This window comes from Leifsonia sp. Leaf264 (assembly GCF_001422325.1).
GTDB lineage: Bacteria > Actinomycetota > Actinomycetes > Actinomycetales > Microbacteriaceae > Orlajensenia.
This window is the reverse complement of sequence record NZ_LMMR01000001.1, coordinates 488,878-505,280: the sequence shown is the minus strand read 5'-3', so window position 1 is coordinate 505,280 and position 16,403 is coordinate 488,878. Positions and strand designations below refer to the sequence as shown.

The following is a 16,403-nucleotide window of genomic DNA, read 5'->3' as shown; positions in this document are numbered from 1 at the left end:
CGCTCGTGGCCACCTTCCTCTACCGCGTCGGTCATTTCGCGTATCGCCGTGCCTGGCTCGTCGTCGCCGTCTGGATCGCGCTCCTCGTCGGCATCCTCGGTGGCGGCCTCGCCCTCGGCGGGCAGACCCAGGAGTCCTACGCCATCCCTGGCACCGAGTCGCAGGAGGCCATCGACAAGCTGGCTGCGGTGTTCCCGCAGACCGCTGGAGCGTCGGTGCAGGTCGTCATGCAGGCGCCGAAGGGCGAGACCCTGACGGGCGGTGAGCAGAAGGCCGCCATCGAGAAGATGGCCACAGAGCTCGAGTCCATCGACGGCGTCGAGTCGGTGGTCGATCCGTTCGACGAGTACGCGGGCAACGCCGTCTCCGACGACGAGCGCACCGCCTACACGCAAGTTCAACTCGACTCCCCGTCGACGGATGTCGCCCCTGAGACCCTCACGGCCATCCAGGACACGGCGAAGACCGGCGAGGACGCGGGACTCGACGTCGCCTTCGGCGGTCAGGTGTTCCAGGACCAGACCTTCGGGCTCACCATCACCGAGGGACTCGGCGTCCTGTTCGCCGGCGTCGTGCTGTTCATCGCCTTCGGCTCGCTGCTCGCCGCCGGCATGCCGCTGTTCACCGCGCTGATCGGCGTCGGAGTCGCCGTGGCCGGGGTCACCGTGGTGTCGGCCTTCACACCGGTGTCGAGCACCGCGCCCATGCTGGCCGTCATGCTGGGACTCGCCGTCGGCATCGACTACGCGCTGTTCATCCTGTCGCGCCATCGCACCCAGCTGGCCAGGGGCGAGGATCCCGAGGAATCGGCGGCCACGTCGGTGGCGACGGCGGGGTCAGCGGTGATCTTCGCCGGCGTGACAGTCATCATCGCCCTGCTCGGCCTCCTCGTGGTCGGCATCCCGTTCCTCAGCACCATGGGCATCGCTGCGGCCTTCGCCGTGTTCGTCGCGATGATCGCCGCCGTCACCCTGCTGCCGGCAGTGATGGGGATCTTCAAGGCCAGGCTGGTGCCGAAGCCCACCAGTCGCGCCGCCCGACGAGCCGTGGCCTCCGACGATGCGAAGCCCACCATGGGGCGGCGCTGGGTGAACCTCGTGCTCAAGGCACCCGTCGTGGCCGTCGTGCTCGTCGTCGGCATCCTGGGTGGTCTGGCCATCCCGGCTCTCAGCCTCGACCTCAACCTCCCGTCGGGGGCGAGCGAGCCCGAGGGCTCCACCACCCGTGACGCCTTCGAGATGCTCTCGGACGGCTTCGGGCCCGGCTACAACGGGCCGCTGATCGTCTCCGTCGACATCACGCAGACCACCGACATCCTCGACGACCTCAAGGACATCGGCACGGAGCTCGGACAGCTCGACGGCGTGGCCGAGGTGGGCCAGGGCATCCCGAACGCCTCAGTCGACACGGCCATCATCCGCGTGATTCCGGACACGGCGCCCGACGATCCGGCCACCAAGGTGCTGGTGCAGGAGATCCGTGATCTCGCACCGCACATCGACGACGAGTACGGCACGCCCATCACGGTCACCGGGGCGACAGCCGTGTCCATCGACATCTCGAATCGGCTGACGGATGCCCTGGTCCCGTTCGCCCTCGTGGTCGTCGGACTGTCCGTGCTGCTTCTGATGATGGTGTTCCGCTCGGTGTTCGTGCCCATCAAGGCAGCGCTGGGCTTCCTGCTCTCGGTGTTCGCCGCCATCGGCGTCTCCGTGGCGATCTTCCAGTGGGGGTGGTTCAGCGACCTGCTGCACGTGGAGACGACCGGACCCATCCTGAGCTTCCTGCCGATCCTGCTCATGGCGGTGCTGTTCGGCCTCGCCATGGACTACGAGGTGTTCCTCGTGTCGGGCATGCGGGAGGAGTACGTGAAGACGCGCGATCCACGGGGATCGATCGTGCACGGCTTCCAGCATTCCGCGCGGGTCGTCACATCGGCGGCGCTCATCATGTTCTTCGTGTTCTTCGCCTTCGTCCCCGAGGGCAGCGGCCCGATCAAGGGGATCGCGCTCGCGCTCGCCGTGGGCGTGGCCTTCGACGCCTTCCTCGTGCGCATGACGCTGGTGCCGGCGGCCATGGCCCTGGCCGGCCGGGCGGCCTGGTGGCTGCCCCGCTGGCTCGACCGCATCCTGCCCGATGTCGACATCGAGGGCGAGCACCTGCGCCATCACCTCACGGATGCCGCCTGGGCGCGTACCGAGCACGCCGCGATCTCTGCGGTCGGCGCCACCTTCGGCGTCGACGACGCACCGATCGGCCCGCTCGACCTCGCGGTCCCCGCCGGGGACGTGCTCCTGGTGACAGGGGGAGCGGCAGACCGTCGAGTGGTCTCGGCCACCATCGCCGGCCGCCTCGCGCCGGTATCCGGCCGACTCCAGGTGCTCGGTGCCCCGCTGCCGTCCGAGAGCCGGCGGGCCATGCGCCGGGTGGCGCTCGTCGACATCGCCGCCGGAGAGGCGGCCTTCGGCGACCGCACCGTCGGGGAGGTGCTCTCCGAGCGCATCGACCTCGGGCAGCCCTGGTACCGCGCCCGCACCATCGACGCGCAGGCACGTCGCTGGATCGACCAGGTGGGCATCGCGCTCGCCGACGACACGTCGTCCGATCGCGTGCGCTCCGAGGCGCAGATCTCCTCGCTCGACAGGCTCGAACGCTCCGCCGTGCTGGTGGCGGCCGGTCTCGCCGAGCGTCCCGGCATCCTCGTGGTCGAACTCGGCGACGACTTCGACAGCGACGATTCGGGCGACGAGCTCATGCTCCTGATCGGGACCCTCGCCCCGGTCGGGACGACGATGGTGCTCACCGGCTCCGGCCTGGACGCACCCGAACGACTCGGAGCCCGCGTCGTGCACGCCGTCGCGCTCGCCGACAGCTCTCCACTCACCATCTCGAACAGGAAGGCCGTGCTGCGATGAGCTCGCGACTCGACAGTCTCTTCGGACGCACCCGCACCCAGCGCCGGTGGCGCTTCGCGGCCGTCATCGTCGGTGTTCTCGTCGTGCCCCTCGCCGTCGCCGGGCTGGTGACCGGCGGCCTCGCCAGCGCGGACGATCGCCTCGACACAGTTCCCGCACTCATCGTGAACAACGACGAGATGATCACGACGACGGCCGCCGACGGAACGAAGACGCAGATCCTCGCCGGCCGCCTGTTGGTGACCCAGCTGACGGATCCGGGCGAGGCCGGGTTCGACTGGCAGCTCTCGAACACCGAGGAGGCGGACAAGGCCCTCGAGGCCGGAACCGCCTATGCCGTGCTCACGATCCCGAAGGACTTCTCGGCATCGATCAGTTCGATCTCGGGGTCCGATCCGCAGCAGGCCGATCTCAACATCCGCACCGATGACGCCCACTCCTACCTCGCCGGTTCCGCCGCCCAGTCCGTGGGCGGGGCCATGACGGATGCCTTCGGCCGCGCCATCACGGAGCAGTACCTCAAGGGCTTCTACTCCAACCTGGCCGGTATGGGCGGCTCGCTCTCCTCGGCGGCCGACGGCGCGACGAAGGTCTCCGACGGCGTCACCAGCCTCGCGGGCGGCCTCGACCAGCTCGCTTCCGGGGCGTCGTCGGCGGCATCCGGTGCGGCGGATGCGGCATCCGGGGCCGACCAGTACGCCGACGGTGTGACCGACTACACCAACGGTGTCGACGGCCTTGCCGGTGGACTGCGCACCCTGAGCAGCCAGACCTCGGCGCTGGGCGACCTCGGCACCGGCGTCGCGAGCTACACGCAGGCCGTTTCCGGTACGAGCGCCCAGCTCGACGCCCTCACCCAGCAGGTGCTCGGCGGCACCATCGCCCCGGCCGACCTGGCCACCCAGCTGGCGACGATCAGTGGCACCTTCGACGCCATCGCGGCGCAGGGCCAGCCCTTGGCGGACGGCGCAGCGGGACTCGGCGCCCTGTCGACCGGGATCGCCCAGACCTCGGCCGGCGCCGATCAGCTCGCCGGCGGATCCGCGGCGCTGCGCTCGGGCGCGGACGACCTCGCGAGTGGTGTCGGCTCGCTGTCCGACGGCCTGTCGACGCTCTCGACGGGAACCGCCTCCAGTGCCTCAGGCGCCCACCAGCTCGCTGACGGCGCAGGGACCCTGGCCACCGGCCTCAGCGACGGCGCCACCCAGGCGTCGGCCCTCGGCGACATCGATGCCGACCAGACGGCGAGCGTCGTCTCGCAGCCCGTCACGGTCACCACCCACCGTGACAACCCCATCGAGAGCATCGGCGAGGTGATCGGAATGGTGTTCGTGCCCGTCGGCCTCTGGATCGGCGCTCTCGCCATCTTCCTGCTCCTGCGGCCGATCAACGCCACGGCGCTGCAGAGCACGGCGTCCACGAGGCGCCTCGTGATGCGCTCGCTCGCCCGAGCCTCCGGCCTAGCCCTCGCCCAGGCGGTGCTCGTGGTGTCGCTGCTGCACACAGTGCTCGGGGTGAGCTGGGAGACCTTGCCGGCGACCCTCTCGTTCGCGATGCTGATGGCGCTGGCCTTCTCCGCCATCCACCAGTTCCTGACCGTGGCGTTCGGCCGCGTCGGCATCGTCATCTCGTTGCTGCTCGTGATAGTCCAGCTCACATCCGCGGGCGGGATCTACCCCGTGGAGATCCTGGCCGTGCCGTACCAGATCATCACGCCCTTCCTCCCGCTCACCTGGGCGGTGCAGGGCATGCAGCAGATCATCGCCGGCGCCGGGGGAGCATCCGTGGCCGCTGCGGCCGCCGGTCTCGCAGCGCTCGGACTGCTGGCCCTCCTCGGCTCGTTCGTCGCCGTGGCCCGCAAGCGCGGTGCCAGGTCATGGGGCTTTGCACTCGCCCGGGGGTGATCGCAACCCCCGGGTCGGGGCCGGCCGCCCGCTGGTAGCCTGAGAGAACGCAAGGAGGCGCTGGCCGACAGGCCGGTGTCGGAAAAGGATCGTCGCCATCTCGCAGCCCACTCAGACCCCGAACCGCGACCAGTCCTACAGCATGGTCGTGGTGTCCAACCGCCTGCCCGTCGATCACGTCGTCAACGCCGACGGCTCCGCCGGCTGGAAGTCGTCGCCAGGCGGACTCGTCACTGCCCTCGAGCCCGTGATGCGCGCGGCCGAGGGCGCCTGGATCGGCTGGGCCGGAGTCGCCGACACCGAGTTCGAACCCTTCGAGAACGACGGCATCGAGATCATCCCGGTTCCGCTCAGCGCGTCCGAGGTCGAGCAGTACTACGAGGGCTTCTCCAACGACACCCTGTGGCCGCTCTACCACGACGTCATCGCCCCGCCGCAGTACCACCGCGAGTGGTGGGAGGCCTACGTGCTGGTCAACCGGCGCTTCGCCGAAGCCGCAGCCCGCTATGCGGCGAACGAGGCCGTGGTCTGGGTGCAGGACTACCAGCTGCAGCTCGTTCCGGAGATGCTGCGCGAGCTCCGCCCCGACCTCGTCATCGGATTCTTCGACCACATCCCGTTCCCGCCCTACGGCATCTTCTCCCAGCTCCCGTGGCGCAAGCAGATCCTGAAGGGGTTGCTCGGCGCCGACGTCATCGGGTTCCAGCGGGTGGCGGATGCCGGCAACTTCACCCGTGCCGTACGCCGCCTCTACGGTTTCACGACCCGCGGCAACGTCGTCGAGGTCATCGGCGACGACGGAGACGTGCGACACGTCGTCGCTCGCACCTTCCCGATCTCGATCGACGTCGACGGCTACGAGGAGATCGCAGCCAGGCCGGAGGTCCAGGAGCGCGCCCGCCAGATCCGGCACGACCTCGGAGACCCGAAGGTCGTCATGCTCGGCGTCGACAGGCTCGATTACACCAAGGGCATCGGCCACAGGCTGAAGGCGTACGGCGAACTGCTCGCCGAGGGCAGGCTGCAGGTGGAGGACGTGACGCTGGTGCAGGTCGCCAGCCCCAGCCGCGAGCGCGTCGCCACCTACATGGCCCTCCGTGACGAGATCGAGCTGCAGGTCGGGCGCCTGAACGGCGAGTACTCCACCATCAGTCACAGCGCCATCGCCTACCTGCACCATGGCTACCCCCGTGAGGAGATGGTGGCGCTCTACCTGGCCGCCGACGTCATGCTGGTCACGGCCCTCCGCGACGGCATGAACCTGGTCGCCAAGGAGTACGTCGCCTGCCGCCGCGACAACAGCGGCGTCATGGTGCTGAGCGAATTCGCCGGCGCCTCCGATGAGCTGCGCCAGGCGATCATCGTGAACCCCCACGACATCGCAGGCCTGAAGGACGCCATCGTCGCGGCCGTCGAGATGCCGAAGAGGGAGCAGGCCAAGCGGATGCGGGCCCTGCGCAAGTCCGTGCACGGGAACACCGTGAACGACTGGTCGAAGTCGTTCCTCGACACCCTCACCGGGCGTGCAGCCGTTCCCCGCGGCATCCCCGAGACCCTCGTGAATGCTCTCCGCGAGCTCGCATCGGCCGATCAGCTCCTCGTCGCCCTCGACTTCGACGGCACCCTGGCTCCGCACGTCGACCAGCCGGAGGAGGCACGCGCCCTCGACAGCGCTCGCGAGGCCGTGCTCAGGCTCATCCGCCTGGCCGACACCCGTGTCGCCTTCGTCTCCGGACGCGCACTCGTGAGCCTGCAGCAGGTCGCCGATCCGCCGGAGGACGTCCTGCTCACGGGGTCACACGGTGTCGAGCTCAAGCTCGACCAGCCCGATGTCACCCTCGATCTGCTCGCCAGCGAGATCGACAGACTCGAGCACGTCACGGCGATCCTCGAACGCATCGCGGGCAGTGCCGAGGGTGCGTGGGTGGAACGCAAGCCGGCCGGCCTCGCGCTGCACACCCGCCTACTGTCGCCAGCGGCCGGCCAGAGCCTGCAGCGCAGCGCCCGCACCAGGGTTCGTGCAGCCGAACCCGGTCTCACGGTGCGCGAGGGCAAGAACGTCATCGAGTTCGCGCTGCGGCCGGGCAACAAGGGCGACGCCATCGCGAAACTCCGTGAGCACACCGATGCCACGAGCGTCTTCTACGCCGGAGACGACGTGACCGATGAAGACGCCTTCGTCGCCCTCGGGGCCGACGACCTCGGCATGAAGATCGGACAGGGACGCACCGCGGCCGGGCACAGGGTGCGCGGTCCGGAGGAGGTCGCCGAGGCGCTCGCGCTGCTGGCCGACTTCCGAGCCGGATTCCTCGAGGCGCAGAAGCGCGAGCGTGCGAACACCGGCGCGCATCCGGTCATCACGGGCTGACCCCGCGATGCGCGGGGGTCGGGCCGTTCGCCGATCCGCGCGCGGCCTGCGGCATCCGTCGTATGCGAAATGGGCATGTTCGCAGGTCATAGACTTCTGACCATGGCGGAGATCGATCTGAAACCACGTTCGCGAGTAGTCACCGATGGCATCGAAGCCACCACGAGCCGCGGCATGCTGCGCGCCGTCGGCATGGGTGATGAGGACTGGGACAAGCCCCAGATCGGCATCGCGAGCTCGTGGAACGAGATCACCCCCTGCAACCTGAGTCTCGACAGACTGGCCCAGGGCGCGAAGGAGGGCGTGCACTCCGGCGGCGGCTACCCGCTGCAGTTCGGCACCATCTCCGTCTCCGACGGCATCTCGATGGGTCACGAGGGCATGCACTTCTCGCTGGTGTCGCGCGAGGTCATCGCCGACAGCGTCGAGGTCGTCATGAACGCCGAGCGCCTCGACGGTTCCGTGCTGCTGGCCGGATGCGACAAGTCGCTGCCCGGCATGCTCATGGCCGCCGCCCGCCTCGACCTGGCATCGGTGTTCCTCTACGCCGGCTCGATCGCTCCGGGCTGGGTCAAGCTCAGCGACGGCACCGAGAAGGAGGTCACGATCATCGACTCGTTCGAGGCCGTCGGCGCCTGCAAGGCCGGGACCATGAGCGAAGAGGACCTGAAGCGCATCGAGTGCGCCATCGCGCCGGGCGAAGGCGCCTGCGGCGGCATGTACACGGCCAACACCATGGCATCCGTCGCCGAAGCCCTCGGCATGAGCCTGCCCGGCTCGGCATCGCCGCCCTCCGCTGACCGTCGCCGCGACTACTTCGCCCACCGCTCGGGCGAGGCCGTCGTCAACATGCTGCGCCTCGGCCTGACGGCCCGCGACATCATGACCAAGAAGGCGTTCGAGAACGCCATCACCGTCGCCATGGCCCTCGGCGGCTCGACCAACGTCGTGCTGCACCTGCTGGCCATTGCTCACGAGGCCGAGGTCGAGCTCACGCTCGACGACTTCAACCGCATCGGCGACAAGGTGCCGCACCTCGCCGACATGAAGCCATTCGGCAAGTACGTCATGAACGACGTCGACCGTCACGGCGGCATCCCCGTGCTCATGAAGGCCCTGCTCGACGCCGGCCTCATCCACGGCGACGCCCTCACGGTGACGGGCAAGACCGTCGCCGAGAACCTCGAGGCGCTGAACCCGATGCCGCTCGACGGCGAGGTCATCCGCACCCTCGACAACCCGATCCACGCCACGGGCGGCATCACGATCCTCAAGGGCACCTTCGCTCCCGAGGGCGCCGTCGTCAAGACCGCCGGCTTCGACGCCTCGGTGTTCGCGGGCCCGGCGCGCGTGTTCGAGCGCGAGCGCGGGGCGATGGACGCCCTCACCAACGGTGAGATCAAGGCTGGAGACGTGATCGTCATCCGCTACGAGGGTCCGAAGGGCGGCCCCGGCATGCGCGAGATGCTCGCGATCACCGCCGCCATCAAGGGCGCAGGCCTCGGAAAAGATGTACTACTCTTGACTGACGGTCGATTCTCAGGCGGCACAACCGGACTGTGTATCGGCCACATAGCACCCGAAGCGGTGGACGCAGGTCCTATCGCCTTCGTGCGCGATGGTGATCTCATTAGGGTCGATATCGCAGCTCGCTCCCTCGACCTACTTGTCGACGAGGCTGAGCTGGTTGCTCGCCGTGAAGGCTGGGCTCCGCTTCCCCCGCGCTACACCCGTGGCGTCCTCGCGAAGTACTCCAAGCTCGTGCACTCCGCCGCTGTCGGCGCAGTCACAGGCTGATCTTCGCGCCAGATCATCCATACGCAATCAAGGGACCACACACGCATGTCCACGGAAACCTTCCCCGTGCCATCGCCCGCTGCCCCCTCTCCGAAGGGGCCTGAACTGCTGACCGGGGCCCAGGCCGTCGTCCGCACGCTGGAGCTGCTCGGCATCACCGACGTCTTCGGCCTGCCCGGTGGCGCCATCCTCCCCGTCTACGACCCCCTCATGGACTCCACCAAGCTCCGCCACATCCTGGTGCGGCACGAGCAGGGTGCCGGCCACGCCGCCGAGGGCTACGCATCGTCGAGCAACAAGCTCGGCGTCTGCATCGCCACCTCCGGCCCCGGCGCGACGAACCTGGTCACGGCCATCGCCGACGCGCACATGGACTCGGTCCCGATGCTCGCCATCACCGGCCAGGTCTTCTCCACCCTCATGGGAACGGATGCCTTCCAGGAGGCCGACATCGTGGGCATCACGATGCCGATCACCAAGCACTCCTTCCTCGTGACCGACGCCAACGACATCCCGTCGACCATCGCCGCGGCGATGCACATCGCGACCACGGGGCGACCCGGCCCGGTGCTGGTCGACATCACCAAGGACGCGCAGCAGGACACGGTGCCGTTCATCTGGCCGCCCAAGGTCGACCTCCCCGGCTACCGCCCGGTCATGAAGGCGCACGGAAAGCAGATCCACGCTGCGGCGCAGCTCTTCGCCGAGGCGAAGAAGCCCGTGCTCTACGTGGGTGGCGGCGTCATCCGTTCGCAGGCGTCGGAGGAGCTGCTTGCCCTCGCTGAGACGACGGGCGCTCCGGTGGTCACCACGCTCATGGCGCGCGGCGCGTTCCCCGACTCGCACCCGCAGCACCTGGGCATGCCCGGCATGCACGGCACGGTCCCGGCCGTACTCGCGCTGCAGGAGGCCGATCTGCTGATCTCCCTCGGAGCCCGCTTCGACGACCGTGTGACCGGCAAGGCGTCGCTGTTCGCCCCCAACGCCAAGGTCGTGCACGTCGACGTCGACCCCGCCGAGATCTCGAAGATCCGCGTCGCCGACGTTCCCATCGTGGGAGACGCGCGCGACGTGATCATCGACCTGACGGCGGCCTACGCCGAAGCGGTCCGCGATGCTCCGGCAGACATCAAGGACTGGTGGGAGTACCTCGACGGACTCCGCACCGAGTTCCCGCTCGGCTACGCTCCGACGACCGACGGCGCCCTGGCTCCGCAGTACGTGATCAGCCGTATCGGCGAACTCACCGGCCCCGAGGGCGTCTACGCCGCCGGCGTCGGCCAGCACCAGATGTGGGCGGCGCAGTTCATCAAGTACGAGCGTCCCAACTCCTGGCTCAACTCCGGCGGCGCCGGAACCATGGGCTACGCGGTTCCGGCCGCGATGGGAGCCAAGGTCGCCCAGCCCGACCGCCACGTGTGGGCGATCGACGGCGACGGATGCTTCCAGATGACCAATCAGGAGCTCGCGACCTGCACGATCAACGACATCCCCATCAAGGTGGCCGTGATCAACAACTCCTCGCTCGGCATGGTGCGGCAGTGGCAGACCCTGTTCTACGAGGGCCGCTACTCCAACACCGACCTCAACACCGGTGCCGACACCATCCGCGTTCCCGACTTCGTGAAGCTGGCCGAGGCCTACGGGGCCCTCGGCATCCGTGTCACGAAGGAGGAGGAGGTGGATGCCGCCATCAAGCTCGCGCTGGAGACGAACGACCGCCCCGTCGTCATCGACTTCGTCGTGAGCCGCGACTCCATGGTCTGGCCGATGGTGCCGCAGGGCGTCTCGAACAACTACGTGCAGTACGCACGCGACCACAGCCCGGCATTCGACGAGGAGGCGTAGCCACCATGAGCACCCATGTCCTGTCCCTCCTCGTCGAGGACAAGCCCGGTCTGCTGACCCGTGTCGCCGGCCTGTTCGCACGCCGCGGCTTCAACATCGAGAGCCTCGCCGTCGGCAAGAGCGAGATCGAGGGTCTGTCCCGCATCACCGTCGTGGTCGATGTCGAGGACCTTCCGCTCGAGCAGGTCACGAAGCAGCTCAACAAGCTCATCAACGTGATCAAGATCGTCGAGCTCGACACCGCCCAGTCGGTGCAGCGCGAGCACCTCCTCATCAAGGTGCGTGTCGACAACGCCACGCGGTCGCAGGTGCTCGAGGCCGTCAACCTGTTCCGCGCCCGCGTCGTCGACGTGGCCACGGACGCCCTCGTCATCGAGGTCACCGGCGACTCGGGCAAGACCAACGCGTTCCTCAAGGTGCTCGAGCCCTACGGCATCAAGGAGATCGCCCAGTCGGGCCTCCTCGCCATCGGTCGCGGGTCGAAGTCCATCACCGAGCGCGTCTTCAAGAACTAGCGCCTTCACGAATTAGCTGTACGAACACAAGGAGAGAAACACCAATGGCTGAGATCTACTACGACAAGGACGCCGACCTGGCGATCATCCAGGGCAAGAAGGTCGCCGTGGTCGGCTACGGCTCGCAGGGCCACGCGCACGCGCAGAACCTCCGCGACTCGGGCGTCGAGGTCGTCATCGGACTCAAGGAGGGCTCGAAGTCGAAGCCCAAGGCCGAAGAGGCCGGATTCCGCGTGCTGAGCGTCGCCGAGGCAGCAGCCTGGGCCGACGTCATCGTCATCCTGGCTCCCGACCAGTTCCAGCGTCACATCTACGCCGAGTCCATCAAGGACAACCTGGCCGACGGCAAGACCCTCGTCTTCGGACACGGCTTCAACATCCGCTTCGGCTACATCGAGGCCCCCGAGGGTGTCGACGTGATCATGGTCGCCCCCAAGGGACCGGGCCACACCGTTCGCCGCGAGTACGAGGCCGGCCGCGGCGTTCCCGTGATCGTCGCCGTCGAGAAGGACGCCACCGGCAACGCCTGGCCGACCACGCTGAGCTACGCCAAGGCCATCGGCGGCCTCCGTGCCGGCGGCATCAAGACCACCTTCACCGAGGAGACCGAGACCGACCTGTTCGGCGAGCAGGCCGTGCTCTGCGGCGGCGTGTCGCAGCTCGTCCAGTACGGCTTCGAGACCCTGACCGAGGCCGGCTACCAGCCGCAGGTCGCCTACTTCGAGGTGCTGCACGAGCTCAAGCTCATCGTCGACCTCATGTGGGAGGGTGGCATCGCCAAGCAGCGTTGGAGCGTCTCCGACACGGCCGAGTACGGCGACTACGTCTCCGGCCCCCGCGTCATCGACCCGAGCGTCAAGGAGAACATGCAGGCCGTTCTCGCCGACATCCAGTCGGGTGCCTTCGCCGAGCGCTTCATCGCCGACCAGGATGCCGGAGCCCCCGAGTTCCTCGCGCTCCGCGCCAAGGGCGAGGCCCACCCGATCGAGGCCACGGGCCGCGAGCTGCGCAAGCTGTTCGCGTGGAACGCGTCGAACGACGACGACTACGTCGACGGCGAGGTCGCGCGCTAGTCGCGCTGGGCTCACCACACCACTCCCGCGCTACCGGAACTCCGCCGCGCTGCTGTTCTTTCAGCAGCGCGGCGGGGATTCGGTAGCGCGACCTCGTTTCAGGAGCACCATGACAGCTGTCGAGATCGCCGTACAGGACCTGGCCGGCGTCCGCATCGCCCTCGAGGAGGGCGCCGACCGCATCGAGCTGTGCATCGCCCTCGACCTCGGCGGGCTCACGCCGTCGATCGGGCTCGTCGAGGCGGCGGTCGCGGCGGCAGCCGAAGCGCGGGTAACCGACTTCGTTCACGTGCTCGTGCGCCCGCGCGGCGGCGGCTTCGTCTACGACGAGAGCGAACTCGCCGTCATCGAGCGCGACATCCGCGCCGTCTTCGCGGCAGGCGCCGACGGGATCGTCGTCGGCGCGGCCCACGCCGACGGCACGCTCGACGAGACTGCGCTCGCGCGCTTCGTCGAGGCATCCGATGGCATCGCCGTCACAGTGCACCGCGTCATCGACGCCGCACCCGACCCCGTCGGGGCGCTCCGCCCACTCGCTGCTCTCGGCGTCAGCAGAGTGCTGAGCTCCGGGGGAGCTGCGGACTGCCGCGCCGGGGCGGCCGTGCTGGAACGGATGCGGGACGCCAGCGGCGGCGCCGTGCAGATCATGGCGGGCGGCGGCGTGCGTGTCGAGGACATCGCGCTGCTGGTCGCATCCGGCGTCGACGCCGTGCACCTGTCGGCTCGAGGGCGCACGGAACGTGGCGGCGCCAGCGGGCCGGGCGGGGGAGCGGCAGGCTTCGACGTGACGGACCGCGCCCTCGTGAGCGCCGCGGTCGCTGCCGCTCGGGCCACGCAGCGCTGACCCCGGCCACCGCACTGCCGTTCCACCCGGGGTCGATCTCGGCGGGCTGATCCGGCTGTGCCGACGGGTGGCCATCGACCCTCCCGGTAGTCTGAGTGAATGGCTGCAGCACGCGACGACGACGCTCTCAACTGGGCGGGCGACGACGATCCGACGCTCGTGGCGAAGGACTCGGACGCCGTGACGGATGACGCAGTGCAGGAAGCCGTGCCGACGAAGCCCGGCGCCGAGGCCGGAGCCCTTCCCGCCGGCTGGACTCCCGTGGGGGAGCCGGGCCGCGTCGAGGACGCCGAGACGACGGATGCAGCATCCGACGCTCCTGCGCAGACCAGTTCCGCCACTCTCATCACGCTCGGCGTACTCGGCGGCGTCTACCTGATCTACATGCTCGGGTGGGGCGTGGTCGCGACGCGGATGTCGACGGGGACCCTCGATCCCGTGGCGCAGTTCATGTTCGGACTCGGCAACTGGTTCGCCATCCTCGCCGTCCCGCTCTGGTTCGGCGTGACGCTCTGGCTCACGGCCGGCCGACCCCGCCGTCGGCTGATCTGGCTGTTCGCCGGAGTCGTGGTTCTGCTTCCATTGCCGTTCCTCCTCGGAACGGGGGTGACCTCGTGAGCGCCGAGACCATCGACTCCGCCGAGTCGACCCGCCCCGCCACCCCGCTCTGGCTGGCGGTCGCCCTCGCCGTGCTGTTCGGCCTGTTCTACGCCTACGACGTGTTCGAGGCCCTCGGCAACCTCATCGGGATCTCCGATTTCGCCAATCAGCTCGACGCATCGATCAACGGCTTCGGCTGGACGCTGCTCGTGCTCGGCCTCGTGCTGCCGCTCGCACTGTTCGCGACGGCGTTCGCGCTCGGTCGTCACCGCGGCCCGCTTGCACAGATCGCCTTCTACGCCGTCGGCCTCGGCGTGTCGGCAGCGCTCAGCCTCGACATCATCGCGGCGTTCGCCCGCTGGATCCCGATCGGCTGATCCCCGCGCTCACAGGGCGGCGAAGAGGCACAACCCGATCAGCACCACCTGGGCGATGAGCCGCGGAACGAGCGGGATCGACAGGGACCGGAAGGTCTCCGGATGCCGTGCCGCGTACGCGTTCGCCGGGAAGACGCAGACCAGGAACACGGCGAGCAGGATGCCGGCGGCGAACTGCGTCGCCGGGATCAGCAGGCCGATGCCGCCGGCGATCTCGCAGACGCCGGTGAAGCGCACCAGGTTGATCGGGCTCAGCACGCCCTCGCGCCGCATCCGGGGCGGGATCATCTTCGCCATGATCTTCGCGGATCCTCGACGGAAATGGTTGACGCCCATCCCGATGAAGACGATGGCGAGAAGGATGCGCACCACCCACTGGGCGATCTCGACGATGTCGTGCGCCGTCATGAATTCCTTTCGACTTCGAGGCCTCGGCTAGAGTTTCACATGATTGCGTCCCCGTGACGGCGACGCGCGTCATCTCCCTCTGCTGCAAAGGAATCGATTCGTCGTGTCAAAGCCGGTCGTGCTGATCGCTGAAATCCTCTCGCCCGCCACGATCGACGCACTCGGTCCCGACTTCGACGTCCGCCAGGTCGACGGAACGGATCGGCCGGCGCTGTTCGCCGCCCTCGCCGATGCGAATGCCATCCTCGTGCGCAGCGCCACGCAGGTCGACGCCGAGGCCATCGCCGCGGCGCCGAAGCTGCAGGTCATCGCCCGTGCCGGCGTCGGCCTCGACAACGTCGACATCAAGGCAGCCACCACGGCCGGCGTCATGGTCGTGAACGCGCCCACCTCCAACATCATCTCGGCGGCCGAGCTCACGGTGGGCCACATCCTGAGCCTCGCCCGCCACATCCCGGCGGCGCACAACGCTCTCGCCCAGGGGCAGTGGAAGCGGTCGGCCTACACCGGCACCGAGCTCTACGAGAAGACCGTCGGCATCATCGGCCTCGGCCGCATCGGTGCGCTCATCACGGCCCGCCTGCAGGCCTTCGGCACCAACGTGATCGCCTACGACCCCTACATCACCAGCGCCCGCGCCCAGCAGCTCGGCGTGCAGCCTGTGAGCCTCGACGAACTGCTGGAGCAGTCCGACTTCGTCACCATCCACATGCCGAAGACGCCAGAGACCACGGGCATGATCAGCACCGAGCAGCTCGCGAAGATGAAGAAGACGGCCTACGTCGTCAACGTCGCCCGCGGCGGCCTCATCGACGAGGACGCCCTGCACGACGCCCTCGTCGCCGGTGAGATCGCCGGAGCCGGACTCGATGTCTTCGTGAGCGAGCCGCCGAAGGACTCGCCGCTCCTCGCCCTCCCCAACGTCGTCGTCACCCCGCACCTCGGCGCGTCGACCGACGAGGCTCAGGAGAAGGCCGGTGTCTCGGTGGCGAAGTCGGTGCGCCTCGCCCTCGCCGGCGAGCTGGTTCCGGATGCCGTGAACGTCGCCGGCGGCGTCATCGACCCGTACGTGCGTCCGGGCATCCCCCTGCTCGAGAAGCTCGGCCAGGTGTTCTCCGGCCTCGCGCACTCCAGCCCGCTCACCAGCGTCGACGTCGAGGTGCGCGGCGAGCTCGCCGACTACGACGTGAGCGTGCTGAAGCTCGCTGCTCTCAAGGGCGTGTTCACGAACGTCGTGAGCGAGACGGTCTCCTACGTCAACGCCCCGCTGCTCGCCGAGCAGCGCGGCATCGGCGTGCGCCTCATCACCGATGCGGTCTCCGAGGAGTACCGCAACGTGATCACCCTTCGCGGTGCCCTGGCCGACGGCACCCAGGTCTCGGTCTCGGGAACACTGACGGGCACGAAGCAGACCGAGAAGATCGTCGAGATCAACGGCTACGACGTCGAGGTGCCGATCGCGAAGAACCTCATCGTCATGCAGTACACCGACCGTCCGGGCATCGTCGCCGTCTACGGCCGCGAGTTCGGCGAGGCCGGCATCAACATCGCCGGCATGCAGATCGCCCGCCACACGGCGGGCGGCGAGGCCCTCAGCGTGCTGACCGTCGACTCGCCGGTTCCCGCCGAGATCCTCGACGCCGTGCGCGTCGCCATCGCCGCCGACGTGATGATCGAGATCGACATCACCGAGTAGAACGCGCAGACAGACATGACGAAGGCCCCGGATGCGAGCATCCGGGGCCTTCGTCGTT

The 16,403-nt window shown here is 68.7% G+C and carries 12 protein-coding genes; 11 read left to right on the top strand and 1 reads right to left on the bottom strand.

Annotated elements, in window-relative coordinates:
* Window positions 1-5: 5 nt before the first annotated feature.
* The 10 genes from ASF30_RS02315 (at window position 6) to ASF30_RS02270 (ending at window position 14,241) form a co-directional block, all read left to right on the top strand.
* Entirely contained in the window at window positions 6-2,915 is a 2,910-nt protein-coding gene (locus tag ASF30_RS02315; RefSeq protein WP_055900937.1) for an MMPL family transporter, read from the top strand.
* Window positions 2,912-4,819, top strand: a complete 1,908-nt coding sequence (locus ASF30_RS02310) for a YhgE/Pip family protein (protein WP_055900934.1) — start codon at window positions 2,912-2,914, stop codon at window positions 4,817-4,819. The genes ASF30_RS02315 and ASF30_RS02310 overlap by 4 nt, the downstream gene beginning before the upstream one ends.
* A 142-nt stretch (window positions 4,820-4,961) precedes the next feature.
* The gene (locus tag ASF30_RS02305) at window positions 4,962-7,187 is read left to right on the top strand and encodes a bifunctional alpha,alpha-trehalose-phosphate synthase (UDP-forming)/trehalose-phosphatase (RefSeq protein WP_055900931.1); all 2,226 of its coding nucleotides are present in this window, start codon (window positions 4,962-4,964) and stop codon (window positions 7,185-7,187) included.
* Window positions 7,188-7,289: 102 nt separating this feature from the next.
* The gene (ilvD, locus tag ASF30_RS02300; protein WP_055900928.1) at window positions 7,290-8,984 is read left to right on the top strand and encodes a dihydroxy-acid dehydratase; all 1,695 of its coding nucleotides are present in this window, start codon (window positions 7,290-7,292) and stop codon (window positions 8,982-8,984) included.
* Window positions 8,985-9,029: 45 nt separating this feature from the next.
* Window positions 9,030-10,832, top strand: a complete 1,803-nt coding sequence (locus ASF30_RS02295; RefSeq protein ID WP_055900925.1) for an acetolactate synthase large subunit — start codon at window positions 9,030-9,032, stop codon at window positions 10,830-10,832.
* Between the two features lie 5 nt (window positions 10,833-10,837).
* Entirely contained in the window at window positions 10,838-11,347 is a 510-nt protein-coding gene (gene ilvN / locus ASF30_RS02290) for an acetolactate synthase small subunit (RefSeq protein WP_055900921.1), read from the top strand.
* 44 nt (window positions 11,348-11,391) lie between these two features.
* A complete protein-coding gene (ilvC, locus tag ASF30_RS02285; protein ID WP_055900918.1) occupies window positions 11,392-12,420 on the top strand; it encodes a ketol-acid reductoisomerase in 1,029 nt (342 codons plus the stop codon).
* A gap of 109 nt (window positions 12,421-12,529) precedes the next feature.
* Window positions 12,530-13,264 carry a copper homeostasis protein CutC gene (locus ASF30_RS02280; protein ID WP_055900913.1) on the top strand — a complete coding sequence of 245 codons (735 nt, stop codon included), beginning with the start codon at window positions 12,530-12,532 and terminating at the stop codon, window positions 13,262-13,264.
* A gap of 99 nt (window positions 13,265-13,363) precedes the next feature.
* Window positions 13,364-13,882 (top strand): hypothetical protein, encoded by a 519-nt coding sequence (locus ASF30_RS02275; RefSeq protein ID WP_055900911.1) that lies wholly within the window; start codon window positions 13,364-13,366, stop codon window positions 13,880-13,882.
* Entirely contained in the window at window positions 13,879-14,241 is a 363-nt protein-coding gene (locus ASF30_RS02270) for a hypothetical protein (protein ID WP_055900908.1), read from the top strand. The genes ASF30_RS02275 and ASF30_RS02270 overlap by 4 nt, the downstream gene beginning before the upstream one ends.
* Before the next feature lie 9 nt (window positions 14,242-14,250).
* Here the strand turns inward: ASF30_RS02270 and ASF30_RS02265 are convergent, their stop codons facing one another.
* Window positions 14,251-14,649, bottom strand: coding sequence for a DoxX family protein (locus ASF30_RS02265; protein WP_055900906.1), 399 nt, complete (start codon window positions 14,647-14,649; stop codon window positions 14,251-14,253).
* Window positions 14,650-14,752: 103 nt separating this feature from the next.
* Between ASF30_RS02265 and serA the strand changes: the two genes are divergently transcribed.
* Window positions 14,753-16,345, top strand: a complete 1,593-nt coding sequence (serA, locus tag ASF30_RS02260; RefSeq protein ID WP_055900903.1) for a phosphoglycerate dehydrogenase — start codon at window positions 14,753-14,755, stop codon at window positions 16,343-16,345.
* Window positions 16,346-16,403 lie beyond the last annotated feature (58 nt).

What these genes read in the sequence shown, in the direction of transcription:
- ilvC (WP_055900918.1), top strand. Translation starts at nt 11,392, where the DNA reads ATGGCTGAGATCTACTACGACAAGGACGCCGACCTGGCGATCATCCAG.
- ASF30_RS02265 (WP_055900906.1), bottom strand. Translation starts at nt 14,649, where the DNA reads ATGACGGCGCACGACATCGTCGAGATCGCCCAGTGGGTGGTGCGCATC.
- ASF30_RS02280 (WP_055900913.1), top strand. Translation starts at nt 12,530, where the DNA reads ATGACAGCTGTCGAGATCGCCGTACAGGACCTGGCCGGCGTCCGCATC.
- ASF30_RS02275 (WP_055900911.1), top strand. Translation starts at nt 13,364, where the DNA reads ATGGCTGCAGCACGCGACGACGACGCTCTCAACTGGGCGGGCGACGAC.
- ASF30_RS02310 (WP_055900934.1), top strand. Translation starts at nt 2,912, where the DNA reads ATGAGCTCGCGACTCGACAGTCTCTTCGGACGCACCCGCACCCAGCGC.
- ASF30_RS02295 (WP_055900925.1), top strand. Translation starts at nt 9,030, where the DNA reads ATGTCCACGGAAACCTTCCCCGTGCCATCGCCCGCTGCCCCCTCTCCG.
- ilvN (WP_055900921.1), top strand. Translation starts at nt 10,838, where the DNA reads ATGAGCACCCATGTCCTGTCCCTCCTCGTCGAGGACAAGCCCGGTCTG.
- ASF30_RS02305 (WP_055900931.1), top strand. Translation starts at nt 4,962, where the DNA reads ATGGTCGTGGTGTCCAACCGCCTGCCCGTCGATCACGTCGTCAACGCC.
- ilvD (WP_055900928.1), top strand. Translation starts at nt 7,290, where the DNA reads ATGGCGGAGATCGATCTGAAACCACGTTCGCGAGTAGTCACCGATGGC.